Raw genomic sequence first — 24,482 nt, 5'->3', positions numbered from 1 at the left:
CGGGGAGTCCCCGGGGCGTTCGCTTGTATCCGTGCCGTTACTTCAGCGCGTCGCGCGCGGCATCCTTGGCGCCGCCGACGGTGTTCTGGACCTTGCCGGCGGCCTTCTCGGTGCTGCCCTCGGCTTCGGTCTTGGTATCGCCGGTCATCTTGCCGACGGTTTCCTTGACGGAACCCTTGATGGAGCGGGCAGCACCTTCGATCCGATCCTTGTCCATGATGGCAACCTCCGTGACGTTGATCATGCTCTGACAACGCTGCGGGCGGCCGAAGGTTTCATTAAAGATCGTCCATGAAGAGCGTCGGCGGTCGGCAGGCGTCATGCCCGTCGCGGCCCGTCGATGCCACGTTCCACCCGGCGCGGGGCGATCGGCATGGCATCGGAGCGCATCGGTCCGGCGCTGAGTCGGCGCTGAGTGGCGAGTGTCAAGGCGTGGTGGCTGATCCGGTCGCGGAACTCGCGGTCGATCCGGCTATAGGCGCTGTAGGCCAGCCGCACCGCCGCCGGGGACCGGCTCCTCAGGGCTTCCTGCAAGGCGTCGCGCAGCGTCCGCAGTTCGAGGATGCCGGGGACGAAGGCCATCTCGACCGCTTCCGCCAGGATTTCGATGGAACACAATGTCGCCTCGTCGTCCAGGAGGATGCTCATGTGGATGCTCCGGCAGAGGGACCGGCAGAGGGACCGGCAGAGGGGCCGGCGGCGGTCAGGAGCCGAGCAGGTCGAAAACCGCCGTCAGGCAGCGGCGGCGGGTCCGGCAATCCTCGCACTGGCTGTCGGCTTGGCAATGCTGCCGCCGCCACGCCTCCAATTCCCGGTAGAGGACACGCTTCTTGTCGTCCGAGATCACGTCAGTGGCCCGGATCGTCTCAAAGGCGTCCTGCATTGGGTTGGCCGCGTCCAACAACATCGCCATGAACCTCCCGTTGACGCGAAATCTATGCCGCGCCACAGGCCAAGTCCATGAACGGACTGTAATAGCACGGCGGCAAATTGAAACGAGCTGTGGCGGCTTTCGGCGGGCGATCCATTGACGGTCGGCCGTTGACTGCAGGCGGCCCGGGCCGCAGCATCCCTCCAAACCGGGTCGAGGGATGGCGAAGGGGACGGCATGGAGCGGACGGTGTGGCCGACGCTGGTCTTGTACGGTGCTGCGGCGCTGGCGGAAATCACCGGCTGTTTCGCCTTCTGGGCGTGGGCGCGGTTGGGACGGAGCCTATGGTGGACGATGCCGGGCGTTGCCAGCCTCTGCCTGTTCGCGTGGCTGCTGACCCGCGCCGACGCCGATTTCGCCGGGCGGGCCTATGCGGCCTATGGCGGGGTCTACATCGCCGCGTCGCTGCTGTGGCTGTGGCTGGTCGAAGGCGCGCGGCCGGACCGCTGGGATACGGCCGGTGCGCTTGTCTGTCTCGCCGGGGCGGCGCTTATCCTGGCTGGGCCCCGGGGCAGTTGAAGGGCGGCGGCACCGGCCGGCCGACCCACTGCCGGAGTGCCGGGCCGTTCACCAGCACCAGCCGTCCGCCGTCGAGCCGCAGGTAGGCACCGACGCGCACCCGTCGCCGCAGGATGTCGTCGTTGAGCATGATCTGGGCATCGGCCAGGGACAGCGGATCCCCCTGGTAGTACGCACCGCCGTCGGCATGGCGGATCTGGCTGAATGCGGTGGTCATGTCACGATGCTCCCTCTTCTTCTTCAACCGCGGACTGCAGGCGGACCCGGATGCACGGCGTCGATGCCCGCCGGCCGCGGTTGTTGCTGCGGCCGTTAACGGATGAACGTCGGAGGCGTCCGGTTTATTCCTCCATCGAATGCGGCAGAGTTCGTTTTCGTTGGGTCTGACGAGTGCGGGGCGTCGGAATCCCGGAGGACGATGTTTTCACGAACATCCTGCGGGGGACACCGCCTCCGGTCCAGTTCAGATGCGTGCATGCCACCGAATTGCCACCGAATTGCCACGGCGGACACACGCATAAGATGTGTTGATGCCGGCGGCGGCGGCTGATTTTTCCCAGGTCCGGGGCGGCTCATTGAACCATGTCAATCGCACATCCGGCATGAACCGTTAGAGTGCCCAACACATCATGGTTCCGTCAGGAAAAACCAGCCGGGGTCGCAGCACCGCCGGACATTGGAAAAGATGTGGAAGGAAGTCATAATGCTTCCGACTGGAATGAAATAGTTGCTGCCGGGCAACCGGCAGTGGCTGCCAAGAGTCGGCCCGTCGGGCCGGACAGAGAAAACGGATTGTCTCGTGAACTTACAACCGGCGGATCAGATGAACGGTTCCGACAGCAGCGGTTCCGGCGGAAAGGGATCCGGCGGAAAAGAACCGGATGGAGCGGAAGCCGGCGGGGCAAGGGGGGCCGGTAGCGGCGGCCTGCCACGGGATCCGGCGTTCCTGGCGTCGCTCGCTTCCAGCCTTCTCGACCATGGCGACATGGCGCTGGTGTATGTCGACCGCGCCGGGATATGCCGCCACGCCGACCGGCGTTTCGCTGCCGCCCTCGACCGCAACCCGGCGGATCTGGTCGGCCATGCGCTGGGGGCTCTGGACCATCCGGTGGCGGCAGCCATCGCGACGGCCATCGCGGGGGTGGGCGATGCGTCCGCACCGTCGACCGCTCCGGTCGATTGCCGGACGCTCGGCTGCGACGGCCGGCTTTCCTTCCTGAGCGGCAGCGTGCTGGTCCACCGCGACGGGGCGGGGGTGGCGCTCGGCTATCTCGGAGCCTTCCACGAGACGGGCGATCCCGACCGCATCGCCGAGTTCGTGACCTGCCGCGACAGCTTCGTGGCGACGCTGCTGGATGCGGCGGTGGACGGGATCATCATCTCCGGCCGCGACGGCGTCATCCGTTCCGTCAATCGTGCCTGTTCCCGCCTGTTCGGCTATGAGGAGGGCGAATTGCTGGGGCGGAACATGGCCATGCTGATGCCGCCGCCCTTCTCGCGCGACCACGGGCGCTACATCGACAGCTATCTGAAGACCAACCGGGCCAAGATCATCGGCATCGGCCGCGACACGCTGGGCCAGCGCAAGGACGGCACCGTCTTCCCCATGCATCTCAGCGTCGGCGAGGCGCGGTTGGGCGCGGAGGTGACCTTCGTCGGCATCATCCGCGACATCTCCGAACGCCTGGCGGCGGAACAGCGCGCCTCATACCTGGCGCGTCACGACCCGCTGACCGGAGTGCTCACCCGCACCGCCTTCCTGGAGGAATGCGAGGCGCTGTTCGCCGGCCAGCGCGCCGGACAGCAGGCCGGCCAGGATGCCGTCCAGGATGCCGGGGAAACGGTGCCGGAGACCCGGTTCGCGCTCTTCACGCTCGACGTCGACCAGTTCAGCGACATCAACGAGGTGTTCGGCTTCCATGTCGGCGACGCGGCGTTGAAGGCCATGGTCAGCCGGGTGACGGAGGTGCTGCCGCCCGACACCATCGTCTGCCGCATCGCGGCGGACGAATTCGCTGCGCTCTCGCGGGTCGCCGATGGCGAGCATGCGCACCGGCTGGCCGACGTCCTGCACGACCGGCTGACCGCATCGATCTACGCCGACCGGCATTGGGTGCGGCTGCGGCTGTCGATCGGGGCGGCGGTGGAGGACGAGACCGTCCATACGCTCGAGGATCTGAACGCCAAGGCGAAGCTGGCCCTGCAGGCGGTGCAGCACAATGGCGGCAATGCCGTCTGCTTCTACACGCCGGAGATGGCCGCGGCGGCGACGCGGCGGATGATGCTGACCATGCATCTGGCCCACGCCATCGAGCGGAACGAGCTGCATCTGGTCTACCAGCCGATCGTCGACCAGCACGGCCGCCTGCAGTCGGCCGAGGCGCTGCTGCGCTGGAACCATCATGTGCTGGGCGCCGTCTCGCCCGGCGAGTTCATCCCGGTCGCGGAGGAAAGCGGCCTGATCGTGCCGATCACCGACTGGGTCCTGACGACCGCCGTCGCCCAGATGGCACGCTGGGAAGCCGAGGGCGTGCTGCCGGACCGGGTGTTCCTCAACATCTCCGGCCAGCAGTTCCTGCGCGGCAACCTGACCCTGCGGCTGGAGGAACTGCTGGCCGGGCACCCCTCCCTGCGCAGCCATCTCGGGCTGGAGATCACCGAGCAGGCGGCGGTGCGCGACCTGAAGGTGGCGGTGCGCACGCTGGGCGAGTTGGCCGATCTCGGCATCCAGGCGGCTATCGACGATTTCGGTTCCGGCTATTCGTCGCTCAGCTACGTGCAGCAGTTGCCGGTGGCGAAGCTGAAGATCGACCGAGCCTTCGTCATCGACGTGCCGGAGAACCCCAAGAGCAATGCGCTGGTCCGTGCCGCCGTCGGCATGGCGCACGGGCTGGGGCTGGTCACCGTCGCGGAAGGGGTGGAGACGGTCGAGCAGCGCGACTTCCTGGTGTCGGTCGGTTGCGACATGATGCAGGGCTATCTGTTCGGCCGCCCGATGATGCCGGAGGCGCTGGCCGACATGGTGCGGCGGCAGGCGGTGGCGGCCTTGGAATGATGTGTCGCCGCTGTGGGCATTTCCGTCGTTCCGGTCCTTGGGGAGAATCCCATCTCGACAGGTTCTCCTGCAACTGATATCCATTCTCATGGATTTGAGAGTCATTCGCAGTCTGGGAGTAATGGATGTTCATCGACAAGTTCGCGGGGCTCGCCTTCGCCGTTGGTGCCTTGACCGCTTTTTCCGTTCAGGCTCAGGAAGTCAACGTTTACAACTCGCGCCATTACAACACCGATCGCGCGATCTATGAGACTTTCACCAAGGCGACCGGGATCAAGGTCAACATCATCGAGGGCAACCACGATGAGCTGATCCAGCGCATGAAGTCGGAGGGCGCCAGCAGCCCGGCCGATCTGCTGATCACCGTCGATGCCAGCCGTCTGGCCGCCGCGGCCAAGGAAGGGCTGCTGGCGCCGGTCAGCTCGCCGGCGCTGGAAGCGATCAAGGTTCCCGCCAACCTGCGCGATCCGAACGGTGCCTGGTGGGGTCTGTCCACCCGCGCCCGCATCATCGTCTATGCCCGCGACCGGGTGAAGCCGGAGCAGATCCGGAATTACGAGGACCTGGCCAAGCCGGAATGGAAGCAGCGCGTGCTGACCCGCAGCGGCACCCATCCCTACAGCCTGGCGCTGACCGCCTCGATGATCGACGCCCTCGGCGAAGAGAAGACCGAGGCGTGGGTGAAGGGCCTGGTAGCGAACCTCGCCCGTCCGCCGCAGGGCGGCGATACCGACCAGATCAGGGCGGTCGCGGTGGGCGAGGGCGACGTCGCCATCGCCAACACCTATTATGTCGGCAAGCTGATCACCTCGGCCAAGCAGGAGGACCGTGAGGTCGCGGCCAAGGTCGGCGTGATCTTCCCCAACCAGGACAACCGCGGCACCCACGTCAATCTCAGCGGCGCCGGCGTGGTGAAGACCTCCAAGAACCAGGAGAACGCCCGCAAGCTGCTGGAATATCTGCTGAGCCCGGAGGCACAGCGCCAGTTCGCCGACGGCAACATGGAATATCCGGTGAACCCGGCGATCCAGCCGCATCCGGAGCTGGTGAAGCTCGGCGACTTCAAGCATGCCGACGTCAACGCCGCCGCCTTCGCCGCCTACACCCCGCAGGCGCTGCGCATCATGGACCGTGCCGGCTGGAAGTAAGATGACCGACGCCCCGTTCTCCTCTCCGGCCCCCTCCGTCATCCTGTCGGGCATCACCCATCGCTACGGGCGGCTGACCGCGGTCGACGACGTGTCGCTGTCGGTCGCCCCTCGCGAGGTGGTGTGCATCGTCGGCCCGTCCGGCTGCGGCAAGTCGACCCTGCTGCGTCTGATCAGCGGGCTGGAGACGGTGCAGGCCGGCACGATCACGGTGGACGGGGCGCCGCTCGCCACCGCCGACCGCTCGCTGCCGCCGGAAAAGCGGCCGGTCGGCATGATGTTCCAGGACTTCGCGCTGTTCCCGCACCTGACGGTTGCCGGCAACATTGCCTTCGGCCAGACCGACCGGCCGCGTGCCGAGCGCAAGCGCCGGGTGGCCGAGCTGCTGGAGACCATGGCGCTGACCCGCTATGCCGACGTCTACCCGCACACCCTGTCGGGCGGCCAGCAGCAGCGGGTGGCGCTGGCCCGCGCCATGGCGCGCGACCCCAAGGTGCTGCTGCTGGACGAGCCCTTCTCGGCGCTCGACGAGCAGCTTCGCCGGTCGGTGCGGGAGGAGGTGGTGCGGATCATCCGCGCCACCGGGGTCGCCACCATCGTCGTCACCCACGATCCGGAGGAGGCGATGGAGATGGGCAATCGCGTGGTGGTGATGGAGGCCGGCCGCGTGATCCAGGCCGACTCGCCGGTCAATCTCTACAAGCGCCCCGCCAACAGCTTCGTCGCCCGCCTGTTCGGCGAGGTCAACCGCTTCCAATCGACGGTGAGCGACGGCCGGATCGTCACTCCGCTCGGGTTGATCCAGGCGCCGCACCTGCCCGGCGGCACCCGGGTCGAGGTCGCCTGCCGGGTCGAGGATCTGGAGCTGGTGCCGCTCGGCGCCCGTCCGGACGCGGTGCCCGTCCGCGTGCGCCATTCCAGCTTCCTCGGCTCCGCAACGCGTGTCTGCCTGGATTTGCCGGGCGGTGCGCCGGAGATCCACGCCCGCCTGCCGGGACATGTCGACGTCCATGCCGGGCAGGAGCTGTCCGCGGCTATGGCGGCGGAACGGGTGATGGTGTTCCCGGCGGAGTGAGGGCGGAGTTGTCGGGTCGAATGCCCCCTCCCTAACCCTCCCCCACCTCCGGTGGGAGAGGGGACTGCCGCTCCCCTGACGCTTACTCCCTCTCCCGCAAAGCGGGGGAGGGTCGGGGAGGGGGCACGATCGGCCGGGCCTCACACCCCCGCCTGCACCTCGTCCTCGCCGAACTGGAGCCGGCACAGCCGGGCATAGGCGCCGTTGGCGGCCAGCAGCGCCTCGTGCGTGCCCTGCTCGATGATCCTTCCGCCTTCCATCACGACGATGCGGTCGGCATTGCGCACGGTTGCCAGCCGGTGGGCGATCACCAGGGTCGTCCGCCCCGCGGTCAGCCGCTCCAGCGCCGCCTGCACCAGCCGCTCCGATTCACTGTCCAGCGCGCTGGTCGCCTCGTCCAGCAGCAGGATCGGCGCATCCTTCAGGAAGGCGCGGGCCAGCGCCAGACGCTGGCGTTCTCCGCCCGACAGCTTGACGCCGCGGTCGCCGATCACCGTGTCGTAACCCTCTGGCAGCTTCGATACGAACTCGTGGGCGGCGGCGGCCCTGGCGGCGGCGATCACATCCTCCATTCCGGCGTCGAGCCGGCCGAAGCAGATGTTCGCCCGCACCGTGTCGTTGAACAGGACGGTGTCCTGGCTGACGATCGACACGGCGCCGCGCAGGCTGCGCAGGGTGGCGCCGCGCACGTCCTGGCCGTCGATCAGCACCTCACCCCCGGTCACGTCGTAAAGCCGCGGGATCAGGTTGAAGACGGTCGATTTGCCGGCGCCGCTGCGCCCGACCAGTGCCACCGTGCTGCCGGCCGGAACGTCGAGGTCGATGCTCTTCAGCGTCTCCGCCCCGGTCTCGTAGGCGAAGCGGACCCCGCGCAGTGCGACCGCGCCCGTGCTGACGGCCAGCGGCCTGGCGTCCGGGCGTTCGAGGATGGTCGGCTGCTGGTCGAGCAGTTCGAAGATGCGCTGGGCGGCGGCCAGACCCTCCTGCAATGCCGCGTTCAGCGTGCCGATGGCGCGCACCGGCTGGGCCGCCATCAGCAGGGCGCCGACGAAGCCGGAGAAGGCGCCGACCGATCCCTCGCCCATCGTCATCCGGTAGCCGGCGAAGGCGATCACCCCCGCCACCGCGACGCCGCCCAGCACCTCCATCATCGGATCGATGCGCGATCGGGCGCGCACCGCCTTCATGGTCAGCAGGTAATTGTCGTGGAAGGCGCGGCCGGCGCGGGCGCGCTCATAGTCCTCAAGGCTGTAGGTCTTGACCATGCGCGCGCCCGACAGGCTCTCGGTCAGCAGCGAGGTCATGTCGCCCATCTGCGCCTGGGTGTCGCGCGACACGCGGCGCAGCCGCTTGCCGATGCGGACGATCGGCACCGCGGCGATCGGGTAGATGATGAAGACGATCAGCGACAGCAGCCAGTCGAGATAGAACATCGACCCGACCAGCGCGATCACCGTCAGGATGTCGCGCACCAGCCCGGTCAGCGTGCGGGACAGCGCGTTGCGGATCAGGTCGACGTCGTTGATGAAGCGCGAGGTCAGCGACCCGGTCGGGGTGGCGTGGAGCTGCGCCATGTCGGCATTCTGCAGATGCGCGAACATCGACAAGCGGATGTCGGCGATGATGCGCTGGACGATGTCGCTGGTCACCACAGTCTGCGAATAGAGCGACGCCCCCTTGATCACCGTCACCGCGACGATGGCCAGCGGAATCGCCAGCAGCATGCCGCGGTCCTGGGCGGAGAACATGGCATAGGACTGGTCGATCAGCAGCGGATAGGCGCCGGTCGTCGCCGCCACCACCGCCATCAGCAGGAAGGACAGCATCAGCTTGCCGCGATAGGGCAGCACCCACTCGCGCCACATCCTGCCCGCCAGCCGCTCGGTCGCCGCATCGAGGCGCAGGGGCTTGCCGCTCTTGTTCGTCACGGTCGCATCCGATCTCTTGTCCGTTGCCGATGGCTTAGCCCATGGGCTTCGGTCTTGTCCACCGGTCGGAGCCGCCGCAGCCCGGCGGGTCAAGGGGCGGCAGAGCCTGTACGGCAGGCTACAGGCTTCCTTTACCCGTTCGTGGAATGCTGCGGGCCAAGGGGACGGCGAACGTTCCGGCAGCGGGAAGGAGAATGCTCATGGCGATTGCAAACGGCGCGACTGGAAACGGCCACACCAACGGCGCATCGCGGCGGCCGCGCATCGGCATCGCGCTGGGCGGCGGGGTGGCGCGCGGCTGGGCCCATATCGGGGTGCTGCGGGCGCTGAAGCGCTATGGCATCGAAGCGGACATCGTCTGCGGCGCATCGGTCGGCGCGCTGGTCGGTGGCCTGCATCTGGCTGGCAAGCTCGACGCGCTGGAGGAATGGGTACGGGCACTGACCCGGCTGAAGATCGTCGGCTACCTGGATTTGCGGCTGCGCCAGGGCGGCGGCCTGATCGGAGGCGACCGGCTGATGGCGGAGCTGCGCCTGCATTTGGGCGACCTGCGGATCGAGGAGTTGCCCTGTCCCTATGTCGCCATCACCACCGATCTGGTGACCGGTCACGAGGTCTGGCTGCAACGGGGCGAACTGGTCGACGCCATGCGGGCGTCCTTCTCGCTGCCCGGCGTGTTCCCGCCGATGTCGATCGACGGGCGCTGGATGATCGATGGCGCGCTGGTCAACCCGGTGCCGGTCTCGGCCTGCCGGGCGCTGGGCGCGCAGATGGTGATCGCCGTCAACCTGTCCGGCGACATCCTGGGCAAGGCACGCAAGCCGGGGGCCAGCGTGCCGACCGCCGCCGGCTTCGACCTGCTGCGGATGGTCGAGGACGAGGTGCCGGGCAACCGTGGCCCGATCGGTGGCGGGATCGGGGCGCTGACCCGCCGCATCTTCCGCCGCGACTACGAAGGGCCGAGCCTGTTCGGCGTGATGGTGTCGTCGCTGGGCATCGTCACCGACCGCATCACCCGCTCGCGGCTGGCCGGCGAACCGCCGGATGTCCAGATCGCGCCGCGGCTCGGTCATATCGGCCTGACCGAGTTCGACCGGGCGGACGACTGCATCCGCGAGGGCGAGGCGGCGGTGGAGCGCGTCCTGCCCGACCTGCACGACGCGCTCGCCGTGTTCGCCACCGGCCCGCGCGAATCGACACGCGAGCCGGTGCGCGACTGACGGCTGCCGCCCGGTCGCCAATAGGGTGGCTGATTGCGGCCAGTGGATGCGGTCAGTGGTCGATCGCGGTGCCGAGCGCCGCGCCGCCCAGGCCGCCGATCACCGCACCGCGGGTGCCGTCCACCGCATAGCCGCCGGCCGCGCCGGCCGCACCGCCGACCACGCCGCCAGTCGAGCAGGCGCTGATGGAAAGAAGCGCGATCACCGCACCGATCAGACGCAAACGGGACATTGTGCAACCCTCCTCGTGTTGACTGTTCGATGTCTAAACACGCGGAAACGCGTTTTGCTTCCATGCCCCCCTGATCTTTTGGGTGGGAACCTCCTCATCCTTCAAGCGTTGACCTGACTTTGACCGTGCAACGTTGAAACGGGAGAACCACCATGCGGCGCATCACCATCCGCCTGCGCGCAACCGCCATCGCCGCGACGGCGGCACTGTCCCTGGCTGCCTGCCAGACCGGCAACAGTGGCGGCATCGGCGGCATGAACACCAGCGAGACCGTCGGGACGCTGGGCGGCGCCGTGGCCGGCGGCCTGCTCGGTTCACGCTTCGGCGGCGGGGCCGGCAAGCTGGCGACCACCGCCATCGGCACGCTGCTCGGCGCCTATGCCGGCCAGCAACTGGCCCGCCAATTCAGCCCCGCCGACCAGAGCCGCGCGTCGGATGCCGAGGAGCGGGCGGTCGCCAACAACCAGACCATCACCTGGAACAACCCGCAGTCGGGCAACAGCGGCACGATCCAGCCGGTCCGCACCTACCAGGGAGATGCCGGGCAGACCTGCCGCGACTACAACCATACCGTGGTGATCGACGGCAAGACCGAGGTCGCGCGCGGCACCGCCTGCCGCCAGGGCGACGGAAGCTGGAAGCTGATATCGTAAGCCTACAGCCTATCCGAATGACCGCCTTCTGGTCCTACGCCTTGCGGATGTGCCGGTTTGCCGTCAAAATCAAGGAGTTCCGCCGGTCGGCGGCTTGATGGACACGGCGTGCGGGGCTTATGGAGGCGGTCAGCTACATCATTCTCATCGGGTCGAGCCTGCTGATCGTCAGCGTGCTGACCAGCTATCTGGCCTTGCGGATCGGCGCGCCGCTGCTGCTGATCTTCCTCGGCATCGGGTTGCTGGCGGGCGAGGACGGCATCGGCCACATCGCCTTCAACGATGCCGGATCGGCCTTCCTGATCGGGTCGATGGCGCTGGCCGTCATCCTGTTCGAAAGCGGGTTCGATACCAAGCTGGCCAGCTACAAGGCCGCCGCCTGGCCGGCGATGACGCTGGCGACGCTGGGGGTCGGCATCACCACCGGCACGGTCGGCGTCGCCGCCCATTATCTGATGGATCTGGGCTGGGGGGAGGCGCTGCTGGTCGGCGCCGCCTGCAGCTCCACCGACGCGGCGGCGGTCTTCTTCCTGCTGCGGGTCGGCGGCATCACGCTGCGCGACCGCGTCCGCTCCACCCTGGAGATCGAGTCGGGCAGCAACGACCCGGTCGCCATCATGGTGACCATCCTGCTGGTGGAGGCGGCGACCCATGGGCTGGCATCCCCCGCCGCCATCGTCGGCGAGCTGGCGCTGGCCTTCTCGCTGGGCGGGGTGATGGGGCTGGCCGGCGGCTGGCTGCTGGTCGCCTTCATCAACAAGGCCAATTTCGAAGCCGGACTGAACCCGGTGGTCACGCTGACCTTCGCCCTGTTCATCTTCGCCGCCACCAACGTGCTGGGCGGCAGCGGTTATCTCGCGGTCTATGCAGCCGGTCTCTATGCCGGCAACGTCAAGCTGCGCGGCGCGCTGGAACTACGGCGTTTCCATGCCGGCCTGACCTGGCTCAGCCAGATCGTCATGTTCGTCATGCTCGGGCTGCTCGCCACGCCGAGGGAATTCATGCCCATGCTGCTGCCGGCGCTGGGAGTGGCATTCCTGCTGATCGCCGTCGCCCGGCCGCTGGCGGTGTGGATCTGCCTGCTGCCCTTCCGCTTCTCGGTGCGCGAGACCAGCTTCATCGCCTGGGTCGGGCTGCGCGGGGCGGTTTCGCTTCTGCTGGCGCTGGTCCCGGTGCTGGGCGGGCTGGAGAACGGCCAGCTGATCTTCAACACCGCCTTCATCGTCGTGGTCGTCTCGCTGCTGGTGCAGGGCTGGACCATCGGCGCGATGGCGCGGGCGCTGGACCTGATCGTGCCGCCGCGCCGCGGCCCGGTGGAGCGCGTGGAGCTTGAGCTTCCCGGCAACGCCGACCAGGAACTCGTCGCCTATACCGTCCATGCCAAGAGCCCGGCGGCGCGCGGCCAGCGCATGCCGCGCTGGGCCCGGCCATCGTTGGTGATCCGTTCCGGCGCGGTGGTGCCGCTGCACCGGGCAAAGCCCTTGCAGCCCGGCGACCATGTCTATCTGTTCACGCCGCAGCACCGGCTGCCGCTGATCGACAGGCTTTATGGCGGCAGCCGCGCGCTCGACCAGAACGACCGCGAGTTCTACGGCGACCTCGTGCTCAGCCCGGATGCGACTGTGGAGCAGATCGCCGAGATGTACGGCCTGCCGCTGTCACTGCCCAACGCCCGGCTGACGCTCAGCGACCTGTTGCGCAACGAGTTCGGCGGCTCCTGCGAGCTGGGCGACCGGGTGCGGATGGGCGGGGTCGAGTTGATCGTCCGCGACATGGACGACCACGGCATCACCTCGGTCGGGCTGGCGCTGGAGCCGGTGCGGGTGACAAGCCGGCGGCGGCCGCTCTACCAGCGGCTCGCCGTTATCGGCGGCCGGTTGCGTGGCTGGTGGAACCGGCGCTCCTTCCGGCGCTGGAAACGCCGGGAACAGCAGCGCGAGCGGCGGGGGGAGATGACGCTGGCCGAGGCCACGGCTCCGCCGGGCGAGGGGGAGGGACAGCCGCTGGAGAGCCGGAACGGGATATAGGAACCTGGGAAGCTAGGAACTGCGGGTCCGGTCCCGCTGCTGTCAGCCGCGATGTCCGGGCCGCGAGGAGGCGATGGTGCGGCTGAGATAGATGACCGGGGCCAGCCCGACCAGCACGATGACCAGGGCGGGCAGGGCGGCGTCGTCCAGCCGCTCGGTGGAGGCCATCCGGAATGCCTCGATCGCCAGGGTGTCGAAGTTGAATGGCCGGAGGATCATCGTCGCCGGAAGCTCCTTGGTGATGTCGACGAACACCAGCATGGCGGCGCTGAGCAGGCTGGGGCGCAGGAGCGGCAGATGGACCCGGCGCAGCACCTGCAGCGGCGTATGGCCGAGCGAGCGGGCCGCCCCCTCCAGGTTGGGGCCGATCTTGGCGAAGCCGGATTCGAGCGGCCCGTAGGCGACGACGAAGAAGCGGATCAGGTAGCCGTAGAGGATGCCGACGATGGTGGTGCCGAGCAGGGCGCCGACCGGCCAGCCGCCCCAGTCGCGCATCAGCCCGACCGTGATGAGGATGCCGACGGCGATCACCGTTCCCGGGGTGGCGTAGCCGAGCGAGGCCAGCCGTGCCGCGCCGGTGGCAAAGCCGCTGCGGTCATGGCGCACGCCATGGATCACCAGCAGCGCCACCGCGACCACCAGCAGCGCGCCGCTCGCCCCGAGGATGAAGGTGTTGACCGTCAGGTCGGTGAAGCGGGCGAGCGTCAGCTCGGTGCCGCCGCGCAGGATCATGTGGATCAGCACGCCGCCCGGCAGCAGGAAGCCGAACAGGATCGGCGTCAGGCAGACGATCCAGGCCAGCACGGTGCCGCGCGCCGACAGGCGAGGGGCGGGCAGGGCGCGGTAGCGGCCGGTGGTCTGGTGAAAGCGCATCCGGCCGCGCGACAGCCGCTCCAGCCCGACGAGCGCCAGCACCACCAGCAGCAGCACCGCGGCCAGCTGGGCCGCCATCGCCGCATCGCCCAGCGCGAACCAGGTGCGGTAGATGCCGACGGTGAAGGTGTCGATGCCGAAATAGCGCACGGCGCCGAAATCGGCCAGCGTCTCCATCAGGGCATAGCCGACGCCGGTGACCAGCGCCGGGCGGGCAAGCGGCAGGGCCACGCGGCGGAAGGCGCCGAAGGCGGAGCAGCCGAGCATGCGGCTGGCCTCCAGCACGCAGACCGACTGTTCGAGGAAGGCGGCGCGGGTCAGTACATAGACGTAGGGGTAGAGCACCGACGACAGCACCAGACCGGCGCCCCACGCGGTGTGGATCTCCGGAAACCAATAGTCGCCGCGCCGCCAGCCGAAGCTGGCGCGCAGGAAGGATTGCAGCGGACCGGCGAATTGCAGGAAGTCGGTGTAGGTGTAGGCCAGCACATAGGCCGGCATGGCCAGCGGCAGCAGCAGCAGCCATTGCAGCACCCCGCGGCCGCGGAACTCGTGCATTGTCACGGTCCATGCGCAGGCGACGCCGGTCACCAGCGTGACGACGCCGACGATGCCCAGCAGGATCAGGGTATTGGCGATGTAGCCGGGAAGCACCGTCCGCGCCATGTGCCCCCACAAATCGGTGGAGACGCCGGCCGCCTGGACGAAGACGGCGAGGATCGGCAGGGCGATCAGTATCGCGAGGATCAGGGCGGACAGGCCGGTCGGGCCGATCCGCGACCACAGGCGGCGGGGGGAGAAGGACGGGGAGCCGGGGGACTTCGCGTCGGTCGCCGTCGCCATGCGGGGGGTGTCCTCGCTGTCGTGTGTGGAGGTGGTGGGAGTGTCGTGGTTTTGCCCCCACCCTAACCCTCCCCCGCTTCGCAGGGGAGGGAACTCTGCCGCCATGCGACAGACTCCCTCCCCCGCCCAGCGGGGGAGGGCCGGGGTGGGGGCAAGACCAGACTGGTACTCTACTCTAAAAAGCCGCGAACCGATCAGCTCGCTTCGGCGGCGCGCGAGTGGCGCTTGCGCTCGTTCGGGTCGAGGTAGCGCTTGCGCAGGCGGATGGACTTCGGCGTCACCTCCACCAGCTCGTCGTCGGAGATGTAGGACAGCGCCTTTTCCAGCGTCATCTGGATCGGCGGGGTCAGGCGAACCGCCTCGTCCTTGCTGGTGGTGCGGATGTTCGTCAGCTGCTTGCCCTTGATGACATTGACCTCGAGGTCGTTGCCGCGGGTGTGCTCGCCGATGATCATGCCCTGATAGACCGGCACGCCCGGATCGATCAGCATCGGGCCGCGGTCTTCCAGATTCCAAAGCGCATAGGCGACCGCGGTGCCGTCGGCGTTGGAGATCAGCACGCCGGTGCGCCGGGCCGCGATGGCGCCCTTGAACGGGGCGTAGCCGTGGAACAGGCGGTTCATGATCCCGGTGCCGCGGGTGTCGGTCAGGAACTCGCCCTGGTAGCCGATCAGGCCGCGCGACGGCGCGTGGAAGACGATGCGGGTCTTGTTGCCGCCCGACGGGCGCATCTCGATCAGGTCGGCCTTGCGCTCCGACATCTTCTGGACGACGGTGCCCGAGAACTCCTCGTCGACGTCGACGACGACCTCCTCGATCGGCTCCAGGCGCTGGCCGTTCAGCGGGTCGGTCTTGAACAGCACGCGCGGACGGCTGATCGCCAGCTCGTAGCCCTCGCGGCGCATGGTCTCGATCAGGATGCCGAGCTGCAGTTCGCCGCGGCCGGCCACCTCGAAGGCGTCGCCGCCCTCGGTGTCGGAGATGCGCAGCGCCACGTTGCCTTCCGCTTCACGGAACAGGCGGTCGCGGATCATGCGGCTGGTGACCTTGTCGCCCTCGCGGCCGGCCAGCGGGCTGTCGTTGACCGAGAAGGTCATCGCCAGTGTCGGCGGGTCGATCGGCTGGGCGTGGATCGCCTCGGCGACTTCCGGCGCGCAGATGGTGTCGGCGACGGTGGTGTTGGTCAGGCCGGCCAGCGCGACGATGTCGCCGGCATGCGCCTCGTCCACCGGAACGCGCTCCAGGCCGCGGAAGGCCAGCACCTTGCTGATGCGGGCGTTCTCGACCAGCTTGCCGTCGCGGCTCAGCGACTTGACGGCCATGTTGACCTTGACCGAACCCGTCTGGATGCGGCCGGTCAGGATGCGGCCCAGATAGGGGTTCGCTTCCAGCGTGGTCGCCAGCATGGTGAAGGGCAGGTCTTCCACGACCTTCGGGGCCGGGACATGGTCGCGGATCAGCTCGAACAGCGGGGTCAGCGTCTCGCGGGCGCCGTTCTCCAGGTCCGTGGTCGCCCAGCCGTTGCGGCCCGAGGCGAACAGGGTCGGGAAGTCCAGCTGCTCGTTCGAGGCGTCGAGCGAGGCGAACAGGTCGAACACCTCGTCATGCACCTCGTGCGGACGGCCGTCGGGACGGTCCACCTTGTTGATGACGACGATCGGGCGCAGGCCGAGCTTCAGCGCCTTGCCGAGCACGAACTTGGTCTGCGGCAGCGGGCCTTCGGCCGCGTCGCAGAGCAGGACGACGCCGTCGACCATGGAGAGGATGCGCTCGACCTCGCCGCCGAAATCGGCGTGGCCCGGGGTGTCGACGATGTTGATGCGCAGGTCGTTCCACAGGACCGACGTGCACTTGGCCAGGATGGTGATGCCGCGCTCGCGCTCCAGGTCGTTGGAGTCCATGGCGCGTTCGGCCACCTGCTGGTTCTCGCGGAACGAGCCGGCCTGCTTGAGGAGTTGATCGACCAGCGTGGTCTTGCCGTGGTCGACGTGGGCGATGATGGCGACGTTACGGAGATTCATGGAGCCTTGGTCTCGCAATGGCACCCCCGACACGCAGCACCTCGCCGCAAGCAACAAAAAATGCCCGCCGAAGGATTCGGTGGGCGCTGTCGGGGAAACTGTTGCGGCGCAATATATGGATCCCCGCCGAAAACGCAAGCGCCGTGCCCTTTGGCCTAGCGCGAATTTCCGGGATGGAGCCATGCGTCATTGGATCTTACATTGGGGGCGATGATCCGCTTCGCCTCCGCTTCCCGCCGCAAGGTGGCCGCTGCTGCCGGTTCCGCAACCGGTTTTGCCACGGCGCCGCTCAAGGCTCCCATCGCCGTCCCGCTGGTCGCCGCCCTGCTGTTGCTGGGGCCGGCCGCTGCCGGGCGCGCACAGGAGTCACCCGCCGACGCGCCCCCGGCCGCCCCCCCAGCCGCGGCCCCCGAGGTGCCGCAGGACGAGGAGGCGCGGCCCGCCGGCCTCCGCTACGCGGTGGAGTTCACCGGCATCGAGGACGACGGCCTGCGCAGCACGCTGAACGACGCGTCCACGCTGGTCGAGTTGAAGGACGACGCGCCGCCCTCGCTGATCGGGTTGGAGCGGCGGGCCGACAGCGACCGCGACCGGTTGCAGACCGCGCTGCGCTCCGCCGGTTACTATGATGCCCGGCTCGACATCCGGATCGACGACCAGTCGGCGACCGGCGGTCAGCCCGCAGGGAGCGATGCGCCGCCGGTCAAGGTGACGGTCGCGGTGACGCCGGGGCCGCTCTACCACATCAAGACGGTGAATGTCCGGGGGGCCGGCGGCTCCGGCCTGCCGGCCGAGGTGGCGACCGACGATCTCGGTCTCGCCGCCGGGGCGCCGGCCGTGGCGCAGAAGGTGCTGGACGCCGAATCCGAACTGGTCGGGCGCCTCGCCAGGCGCGGCTATGCCTTCGCCAAGGCGGCGGACCGGGAGGTGGTGGTCGACCATTCCGACCGGACGATGGATGTGGCCTACACGGTCGACCCCGGCCCGCTGACCCGCTATGGCGCCACCCGCATCGAGGGGCTGGAGAAGGTCGACGAGGATCTGGTGCGCGGCCGGCTGGCCTGGAAGGAGGGGCAGGTCTACGACCCGGGCGCCACCGACAGGGCGCGACAGGACATCGCGGCCCTCCAGGTGTTCGACACCGTCCGCGTGCGGATGGCGGACGAGCCGGGGCCGGACGGCGTGACCCCGGTCGTCGTCACCGTGGGCGAACGCAAGCGCCGCTTCATCGGCGGCGGCGTCACCTTCTCGACCGAGGACGGGCTCGGCACCAACGCCTATTGGGGCCACCGCAACCTGTTCGGCGGGGCGGAACAGTTGCGCGTCGGCGTGGATGTCGGGCGCGTCGCGGGATCGTCCGGCGGCAGCTCCAGCACCGGCAACGACCTGCCGGACCTGCGCTTCAGCGTGAATTTCCGCAAGCCCGACTTCCTGGCGGTCAAGCAGTCACTGCTGGTCAATTTCGCCGTGGTGAACGACCAGCCGCCCGCTTACAGTCGCGTCGCGTCGGAACTGACGGTCAAGCTGGAACGGCCGCTGACCGACCAGCTCACCGTCAGCTACGGCGTCAGCGGCGAGCGCGGCCGGGTGGAGACGGAGGACACCACCTATCAGACCGCCTTCATCGGCGTCCCGCTGGGGGCGGCGTGGAACGGCACCGACAATCTGCTGAACCCGACCTCCGGACAGCGGGCGTCGCTGCAGGTCACGCCTTGGTTCCCGATGGGCGGCGATACCAAATCGCCCTTCACCTCTGTGCTGCTCAACGGCTCCACCTATCACGACCTGGGCAACGAGGGGCGCTATGTCGCCGCGGCGCGCATCGGGCTGGGCAGCATCCTCGGCACTTCGCTGTCGGACATCCCGCCCGACCACCGCTTCTATGCCGGCGGCGGCGGGTCGGTGCGTGGCTACGGCTTCCAGAAGGCGGGTCCGCGCGACCGCTACGACGATCCGGTCGGCGGCCGGTCGCTGCTGGAGATCGGGGCCGAACTGCGCATCAAGGTCACCGAGAGCATCGGCGTCGTCCCCTTCGTCGATGCCGGCACGGTGTATGACAAGGCATATCCGGATTTCAGCGAGCCGCTGCGCGTCGGTGCCGGCGTCGGCCTGCGTTACTACACCGACTTCGGCCCGCTGCGGGTCGATGTCGGCATCCCGCTCAACCCTGCCGGCGACGACGCGCGCTGGCAGCTCTATCTCAGCCTGGGGCAGGCCTTCTGAGGTTTGCGGCCCCGCCCCGGTTGGAAGGGGGGCGGAAGGCTCATTTTCGTCCCAATCCTTCGGGACGATGGCGGTCTATTGCGGTTGAACGATTGGCGCTCCGGTGAAAGGGGCCGGTGAAAGGGGATGGTGTGACGGCGTTTCGCTTCCTGATGGTCGGCCTGATGGTCCTGGCCGGCCTGCTTTCGGGTTCCCAGCCTGCGCGGGCCTTTTCGCTGTTCGGCGATTCCACCCGCGAATGGCTGAGTGAGAAGATCGAGGGCGCCGTCGAATCGCCTGACATGCATCTGAAGCTCGGCGCCATCGAGGGCAGCATCCCGACCGACTTCACCATCGCCACCATCACGCTGGCCGACAGCCAGGGCGTCTGGCTGACCATCGACCGGCTCCATGTCGTGATGTCGCCGTCGGCCCTGTTCCTGCGCAGCGCCAGGATCGATTCGTTGGAGGCCGCCTCCATCACCGTCACCCGCGCCCCGGTCAGCACCCAGCCGGCAACGCCGTCGGACCCCGACGCACCGCTGCTGCCGAGCCTGCCGGTCGACATCGATCTGGGCCGGCTGGTGGTGGAGCGGCTGGAACTGGCGCCGGCCCTGCTCGGCGAACCGGCGGTGCTGCGCATCGCCGGCGCCGCCAAGCTGTCGCACGGCGGCGGGGCGCTGGACGCCAACCTATCGGTGGCGCGGATCGACGACAAGCCGGGCAAGGCCGACCTCGTCGCCGCCTTCGATCCCGACAAGAACGCCTTGACCCTGTCGGTCGATGCCTCCGAGCCGGCCGGCGGCGTCATGGCCCGTGCGCTGTCGATCCCCGGCCTGCCGCCGGTGGCGGTGACGCTGAAGGGGAATGGGACGCTCGACGACTGGACCGGCAAGCTTACCGCCCTGGCCGGCGACGCCGTGGCCCCAACCGGCACCCTGGACGCCGATGCGACCATCAGGAAGCTGCCGGAAGGCCATGCCCTGACCCTGGCGGCCGGCGGCAATTTCGCTCCGCTGATCGCCGGGCTGGCGGGGGACACGATCGTCCCACTGATCGGTCCCGGGCCGACGCTGAACGCCAGCCTGCTGCGGGCGCCGAATGGCGCCATCACCCTGCGCCCGCTGGCCCTGAGCGTCGCCGCGGCGACCGCCACCCTGAACGGCGACGTCGCCGCCGACTACACCAGCCTGAACCTGCGCTGGACGGTGCAGGCTGGGCCGGACTCGGCGCTGCATCCGCTGGTGCCGCTGTCCTGGCGGGAAGGGGTGGTGGAAGGCTCGGCCGAGGGAGCGTTGAACGCGCTGAACGTCGCTATGACCGCGACGCTACGCGACTTGGCCGCCGACGATCCGGCGCTGTCGCGCCTGACCGGCCCCGAGACCACGCTGACCGCCCGTGCCCGGATCGACACCGGCAGCGGGCAGATCGGCTTGGACTCGCTGGCGCTGACCGCCGCCGCCGCCCGTGCCGAGGCGAAGGGCAGCATCGGCGGCTGGGGGCAGACCGCCGACCTGACGCTGACGGTGGGCGCCGACGACCTCGCGCCGCTGTCGGATCTGGCCGGCCGACCGCTTGCCGGGGCCGTGGCGCTGTCGGGACCGGTGCGGCGCGGTGCCGACGGCACGCTGGTTGCCGAGCTGAGCGGATCGCTCGACCGCCTCGCCACCGGCACACCGGCCGACGCGGTGCTGGGTGACAAGGCGGCGCTGGCGCTGGCCGCGCGGATGGATCCCGACGGTGCCATGCGCCTGACCGACCTGACGGTGGACGGCCGCAACGGCAAGCTGACCGGCAATGCCGCCTTGGCGAACAACCAGGTGGACGCCCGCACCACCCTGACACTGCCGACGCTGGAGCCGCTGGGCGGCGCGCTCGGCACGCCGATGGAAGGGGCGGCGACGCTGGAGGCGACCGCCCGCGGCCCGCTCGACGCCATCGAGGCGCAGGCGACGCTGAGCGCCCGCAATCTCGTGCTGCAGGGCCGCCGGCTGGGCGCGACGGAATTGCAGGCGACCGCCGCCGGGCTGCCGGCCGCGCCGAACGGTACGCTGTCGATGCGCACCAACCTGGACAAGACGCCGCTGTCGCTCGACGGGCGCTATGCGCTGCGCGATCAACTGCTGCGGCTGGATGGGCTGACGGTCGCCAACGGCAGCAACCGCATCACCGGTCAGGTGCAGGTGGCGCTCGATACGCTGCTGGCCACCGGGCGGCTGGAGGGCGCGCTGCCAAACCTGAACGGCCTGTCGGAATTGGCGGGCATGCCGCTCGGCGGCGGGGCTACCTTCGCCCTGGTGCTCGACGGCAAGGGCGGCAAGCAGGCGGCGACGCTCACCGCCGATGCCAACAATTTGCGGGTGGGGGGGCAGGGGGCGGAGGCCGGCGGACCGCTGCTGACCGCCCGCCGCCTGACCGCGCGGGCCGAGGTCGCCGACGCGCTCGGCACCCCCAGCGGCAAGGCAAGGGTCGAGATGACCGGCGGCAGCGCCTCCGGGACCGAGTTGCGGACGGTCACCGCATCGGTCGACGGTTCGCTGGCGAAGGCGACCTTCCAGGCCAACGCCGCCGGGATGGGGCCAAGTGCAGCGGGAGGGGCCGCACAGCCGGTTTCCCTCGACCTCGCAGGGGCGCTGGCGCGGGAGGGCGACACCACACGCATCCGCCTTGAGCGGTTGCAGGCGCGCTATGCCGGCGAGGAGCTGCGGACGACCGCCCCGGCCACCATCCTGCTGGCCGACCGCCGCTATGAGGTGAAGGACCTGCGGCTGTCGTCGGGCAATGCCCGGCTCGCCGCCGATCTCGGCCTGACCGGCGACCGGCTGAGCGGGGAACTGACCGTCGACCGGCTGCCGCTGGCACTGGCGAAGCTCGCCAGCTCGGGGCTGCGGCTGGACGGCGTCGCCAACGCCCGGGCCTCGCTCGGCGGTACGCTGCGCAGCCCGCGCGCCGACGCCACGCTGCGCGTCACCGGGCTGAAGGCGCAGCAGACGACCCAGGCCGGTCTGCCGGGCATCGACGCCGCGCTGGACGCCCAATGGCGCGACCGCCGGCTGTCACTGTCCGGCCGCGTCGCCATGCCGAAGAATGCCGGCACCCTGACCGCCAATGCGGCGTTGCCGCTGGTGATGGATCCCGACAGCTACGCCGTCGCCATGCCGGCGAAAGGGGCGATCGAGGCGGCGGTGAACGGCGATCTCGATCTGTCGCTGGCGAACGACCTGCTCGCCGCGTCGGGCGATCGGGCGCGAGGAACCCTGCGCCTCGACGTGCGGGCCGGCGGCACGGTGGAAAAGCCGTCGCTCGGCGGCTCGATCCAGCTCGCCAACGGGCGCTACGAGAACCGGGCATCGGGCGCCGTCATCAGCAACATCGAGGCGCGGCTGGTCGGCGACGGCGACGTCTTCACCATCCAGAGCTTCCGCGGCCGCACCCGCAACGGCGGCGCGATCAGCGCCAGCGGCGTCATCCGCCCGGCCGCCCCGGCCGACCGGCAATTGGACATCGAGCTGAAGGCCGACAATGCCCGGCTGGTGGAAATCGATCTGGCGACGGCGGAGATCGGCGCCGACCTGACGCTGACCGGCGGCTTCGCCAATGCCCGGCTGGCCGGCCCGGTCGACATCCGCCGTGCCGAAATCCAGATCCCCGACCGTATGCCGGCCAGCGTCGTCGACCTGAAGGTGACGGAGGTCGGCAAGGGCCGCCGGCCCCGCGGCACCACCCAGGTCTCGACCGCCGGCGGCACCCGCCGCGTGCCGCAGCCCGAAGCGGCAGCGCCGGCGGCCACCCCCTTCGTGCTGGCGCTGGACATGACGGTGAATGCACCGAACCAGATCTTCGTGCGCGGCCGCGGGCTGGAAGCCGAGTTGGGCGGCAATCTGCGCGTCGCCGGCACCGCCGCGGCGCCGGAGGTGACCGGCCGCTTCACCGTCCTGAAGGGCAACCTGAACCTGCTGGCCAAGAATTTCGAGTTCAAGCGCGGCATCTTCGATTTCGACGGCACCCAGCCGATCGATCCGCGGCTCGACCTGCTGGCGGAGGCGACGGCGAACAGCATCACCGCGCAGGTGGTGGTCAGCGGCACCGCCCGCCAGCCGAAGATCCAGCTGACCTCGCCCCAGGGCCTGCCGCAGGACGAGGTGCTGGCCGGCGTGCTGTTCGGCAAGTCGGTGGGCGACCTGACCGCGACGGAGGCGGTGCAGCTCGCCCAGTCGGCGGCAGCGCTGGCGGGGGTCGGCGGCGGGGGCGGCATCCTGGATCAGGTGCGCCGCGGCCTGGGCGTCGACCGTCTGGACTTCACCCAGGGCGAGAACGGCAAGGGCGGCGCGGTGCAGGCCGGACGCTATGTCAGCGACCGCGTCTATGTCGGCGTCGAGCAGGGCATCGGCGCCAACCAGAGCCGGGCCAAGGTCGAGATCGACATCACCAAGAACCTGAAGGGCAGCGCTGCGGTCGGTGCCAATTCCGACACCCAGTTCGGGCTGATCTACGAGAAGGACTATTGAGGCGAGTAAGGATTGTTGCGCTGGTATCGGGGACCGGCTGGGCGCCGCCGCCGTTACCAGCCCACCACGATCCTGGCATGGGACGGCACCGGCACCACCCCATTCACCGCCTGTGCCTCGAAGTGGCGGGCGATGTCGGCCTCCAGCGCGGTGCGCCGGTCGACGCCCAGCCCGCCCAGCCGGTGGCCGAAGCTCATGTCCAGGGCGGCCCGCCAGAAAGGCTGACCGGCCGGGGCCTTGCGGACCGGGGTGAGATCGGTCTCTTCCGTCTCCGTAAAACCGGCGGCGCGCATCGCCGCGGAAAGCCGGCCGGGTTCGGCGAAGCGGAACAGCGGGGCGAGGCTGCCGTCCTCGCCCAGATGATCGGCCACGACGTCGCCGATCCCGGCGAACAGACCGTTGCCGGCACACGGCCCCCACACCATGAAGGCGGCCTTGCCGCCGGGGCGCAGGACGCGCCGCACCTCGCGCAGCGCGCTCGCCACCGCCGGCACGAACATGATGCCGAACCGGCAGGTCACGCGGTCGAAGGCGGCATCGGCGAAGGGCAGGGCGGTCATGTCGGCGGCGATGAAGGCGGGCGCCGGCCCTCCCTCCCTTTCGCCAATGTCACGGGCGCGGCGGACGGCACCGGCCATCATGCCGGGAACGAGGTCGCTGCCCACCACCAGCCCGCCGGCACCGGCACGCCGCGCGGCGCCCAGGGCCGGCTCGCCGGCACCCGATGCGAGGTCGAGCAGCCGGTCCCCCGCCGTCAGGCCGGCGGCATCCAGCAGCGGGCGGTTCAGCTTGTCGGCCAGATCGGCCATCGGGTCGGCCCAGCGGTCCCAGGCATCGGCGCTGGCGGCCCAGCGGTCGCGCTCGCGTGATGCGTCCGGATGGGCGTCCAGGTGGGCGAGGTCGATATTCGGGGGGTGGTCAATGGAGAAGCCTTGCCGTGCCGGCCGCACGCCGGACCGCGTCGGCATCGCTCAGCCGCTCGCCGATGGCGGTCAGCTCGTCGGACAGCCTGCGGTTGGCGTCGGTCAGTTGCTGGATGCGGGTCTGTGCCGCCTGATGCTGCGCGGACAGCGTGACCACCGTCTCCGTCAGCTTGCGGATTTGCTGGGACTGGCGCGCCGAGGCTTCGTTCAGGCTGCGCCTGATCGATCCGACGGCCACCAGCACCACCAGACTGATGGTGACGCCGGCCAGAATGCCGAAGATGCCGATTCCGGTGAACCAGTCCATGGGCGGAAAGTCTCCGC

At 69.4% G+C, this 24,482-nt stretch carries 19 protein-coding genes; 9 read left to right on the top strand and 10 right to left on the bottom strand.

The annotated features are described in order from the left end of the window. Positions 1–37: 37 nt before the first annotated feature. From AL072_RS36270 to AL072_RS13570, 3 genes are read right to left on the bottom strand one after another with little or no spacing between them, the layout of a single operon-like run. The gene (locus tag AL072_RS36270) at positions 38–322 is read right to left on the bottom strand and encodes a CsbD family protein (RefSeq protein ID WP_425388556.1); all 285 of its coding nucleotides are present in this window, start codon (positions 320–322) and stop codon (positions 38–40) included. Next, positions 319–648: a hypothetical protein gene (locus tag AL072_RS13575; protein WP_045582108.1), complete on the bottom strand. Its 330-nt coding sequence runs from the start codon at positions 646–648 to the stop codon at positions 319–321. Before AL072_RS13575 ends, AL072_RS36270 begins: the two co-directional genes overlap by 4 nt. A 55-nt stretch (positions 649–703) precedes the next feature. After that, the gene (locus AL072_RS13570) at positions 704–913 is read right to left on the bottom strand and encodes a hypothetical protein (RefSeq protein ID WP_045582109.1); all 210 of its coding nucleotides are present in this window, start codon (positions 911–913) and stop codon (positions 704–706) included. 195 nt (positions 914–1,108) lie between these two features. Between AL072_RS13570 and AL072_RS13565 the strand changes: the two genes are divergently transcribed. Then, a complete protein-coding gene (locus AL072_RS13565; RefSeq protein WP_045582110.1) occupies positions 1,109–1,450 on the top strand; it encodes a YnfA family protein in 342 nt (113 codons plus the stop codon). On the opposite strand, the gene AL072_RS13560 is transcribed toward AL072_RS13565, so the two are convergent. After that, complete coding sequence (locus AL072_RS13560; protein ID WP_045582111.1) at positions 1,422–1,667, bottom strand: hypothetical protein; 246 nt, start codon at positions 1,665–1,667, stop codon at positions 1,422–1,424. The genes AL072_RS13565 and AL072_RS13560 overlap by 29 nt on opposite strands. A 606-nt stretch (positions 1,668–2,273) precedes the next feature. On the opposite strand from AL072_RS13560, the gene AL072_RS13555 reads away from it, so the two are divergent. The 3 genes from AL072_RS13555 to AL072_RS13545 all read left to right on the top strand — a co-directional run bounded on the left by AL072_RS13555 (position 2,274) and on the right by AL072_RS13545 (position 6,728). Next, entirely contained in the window at positions 2,274–4,505 is a 2,232-nt protein-coding gene (locus AL072_RS13555; protein WP_045582112.1) for a putative bifunctional diguanylate cyclase/phosphodiesterase, read from the top strand. Between the two features lie 125 nt (positions 4,506–4,630). Further along, entirely contained in the window at positions 4,631–5,653 is a 1,023-nt protein-coding gene (locus AL072_RS13550; RefSeq protein WP_045582113.1) for a Fe(3+) ABC transporter substrate-binding protein, read from the top strand. Between the two features lies 1 nt (position 5,654). Beyond that, positions 5,655–6,728, top strand: coding sequence for an ABC transporter ATP-binding protein (locus AL072_RS13545; RefSeq protein WP_045582114.1), 1,074 nt, complete (start codon positions 5,655–5,657; stop codon positions 6,726–6,728). A 140-nt stretch (positions 6,729–6,868) separates the two neighbouring features. Here the strand turns inward: AL072_RS13545 and AL072_RS13540 are convergent, their stop codons facing one another. After that, a complete protein-coding gene (locus AL072_RS13540) occupies positions 6,869–8,656 on the bottom strand; it encodes an ABC transporter ATP-binding protein (protein ID WP_082108937.1) in 1,788 nt (595 codons plus the stop codon). A gap of 200 nt (positions 8,657–8,856) precedes the next feature. On the opposite strand from AL072_RS13540, the gene AL072_RS13535 reads away from it, so the two are divergent. Then, positions 8,857–9,876, top strand: coding sequence for a patatin-like phospholipase family protein (locus AL072_RS13535; protein WP_045582115.1), 1,020 nt, complete (start codon positions 8,857–8,859; stop codon positions 9,874–9,876). Between the two features lie 52 nt (positions 9,877–9,928). Here AL072_RS13535 and AL072_RS13530 read toward each other — a convergent pair whose 3' ends face one another. Continuing rightward, positions 9,929–10,108, bottom strand: a complete 180-nt coding sequence (locus AL072_RS13530; RefSeq protein ID WP_045582116.1) for a hypothetical protein — start codon at positions 10,106–10,108, stop codon at positions 9,929–9,931. Between the two features lie 152 nt (positions 10,109–10,260). On the opposite strand from AL072_RS13530, the gene AL072_RS13525 reads away from it, so the two are divergent. Both AL072_RS13525 and AL072_RS13520 read left to right on the top strand, forming a co-directional pair. Further along, positions 10,261–10,761 (top strand): RT0821/Lpp0805 family surface protein, encoded by a 501-nt coding sequence (locus AL072_RS13525; RefSeq protein WP_045582117.1) that lies wholly within the window; start codon positions 10,261–10,263, stop codon positions 10,759–10,761. Positions 10,762–10,880: 119 nt separating this feature from the next. Beyond that, entirely contained in the window at positions 10,881–12,788 is a 1,908-nt protein-coding gene (locus AL072_RS13520; protein ID WP_045582118.1) for a potassium/proton antiporter, read from the top strand. 42 nt (positions 12,789–12,830) lie between these two features. Here the strand turns inward: AL072_RS13520 and AL072_RS13515 are convergent, their stop codons facing one another. Then, positions 12,831–14,504: an ABC transporter permease gene (locus tag AL072_RS13515; RefSeq protein ID WP_052710006.1), complete on the bottom strand. Its 1,674-nt coding sequence runs from the start codon at positions 14,502–14,504 to the stop codon at positions 12,831–12,833. A gap of 194 nt (positions 14,505–14,698) precedes the next feature. Beyond that, the gene (gene typA / locus AL072_RS13510; protein WP_045582119.1) at positions 14,699–16,525 is read right to left on the bottom strand and encodes a translational GTPase TypA; all 1,827 of its coding nucleotides are present in this window, start codon (positions 16,523–16,525) and stop codon (positions 14,699–14,701) included. Positions 16,526–16,714: 189 nt separating this feature from the next. Here typA and AL072_RS13505 point away from each other — a divergent pair, with 189 nt between their 5' ends. Together AL072_RS13505 and AL072_RS13500 are read left to right on the top strand one after the other, a co-directional pair. Next, the gene (locus AL072_RS13505) at positions 16,715–18,748 is read left to right on the top strand and encodes an autotransporter assembly complex protein TamA (RefSeq protein ID WP_245636696.1); all 2,034 of its coding nucleotides are present in this window, start codon (positions 16,715–16,717) and stop codon (positions 18,746–18,748) included. A 131-nt stretch (positions 18,749–18,879) separates the two neighbouring features. Beyond that, positions 18,880–23,235 carry a translocation/assembly module TamB domain-containing protein gene (locus tag AL072_RS13500; protein WP_245636695.1) on the top strand — a complete coding sequence of 1,452 codons (4,356 nt, stop codon included), beginning with the start codon at positions 18,880–18,882 and terminating at the stop codon, positions 23,233–23,235. A 53-nt stretch (positions 23,236–23,288) separates the two neighbouring features. Here the strand turns inward: AL072_RS13500 and AL072_RS13495 are convergent, their stop codons facing one another. Continuing rightward, positions 23,289–24,203, bottom strand: a complete 915-nt coding sequence (locus tag AL072_RS13495) for a class I SAM-dependent methyltransferase (protein WP_245636694.1) — start codon at positions 24,201–24,203, stop codon at positions 23,289–23,291. Then, positions 24,154–24,465 carry a hypothetical protein gene (locus tag AL072_RS13490; protein ID WP_082108939.1) on the bottom strand — a complete coding sequence of 104 codons (312 nt, stop codon included), beginning with the start codon at positions 24,463–24,465 and terminating at the stop codon, positions 24,154–24,156. Before AL072_RS13490 ends, AL072_RS13495 begins: the two co-directional genes overlap by 50 nt. Between the last annotated feature and the right edge of the window lie 17 nt (positions 24,466–24,482).

It is taken from the genome of Azospirillum thiophilum (genome assembly GCF_001305595.1).
GTDB lineage: Bacteria > Pseudomonadota > Alphaproteobacteria > Azospirillales > Azospirillaceae > Azospirillum > Azospirillum thiophilum.
Note: the sequence above shows the minus strand (reverse complement) of the source record. Positions and strands in the feature narration are given on the sequence as shown.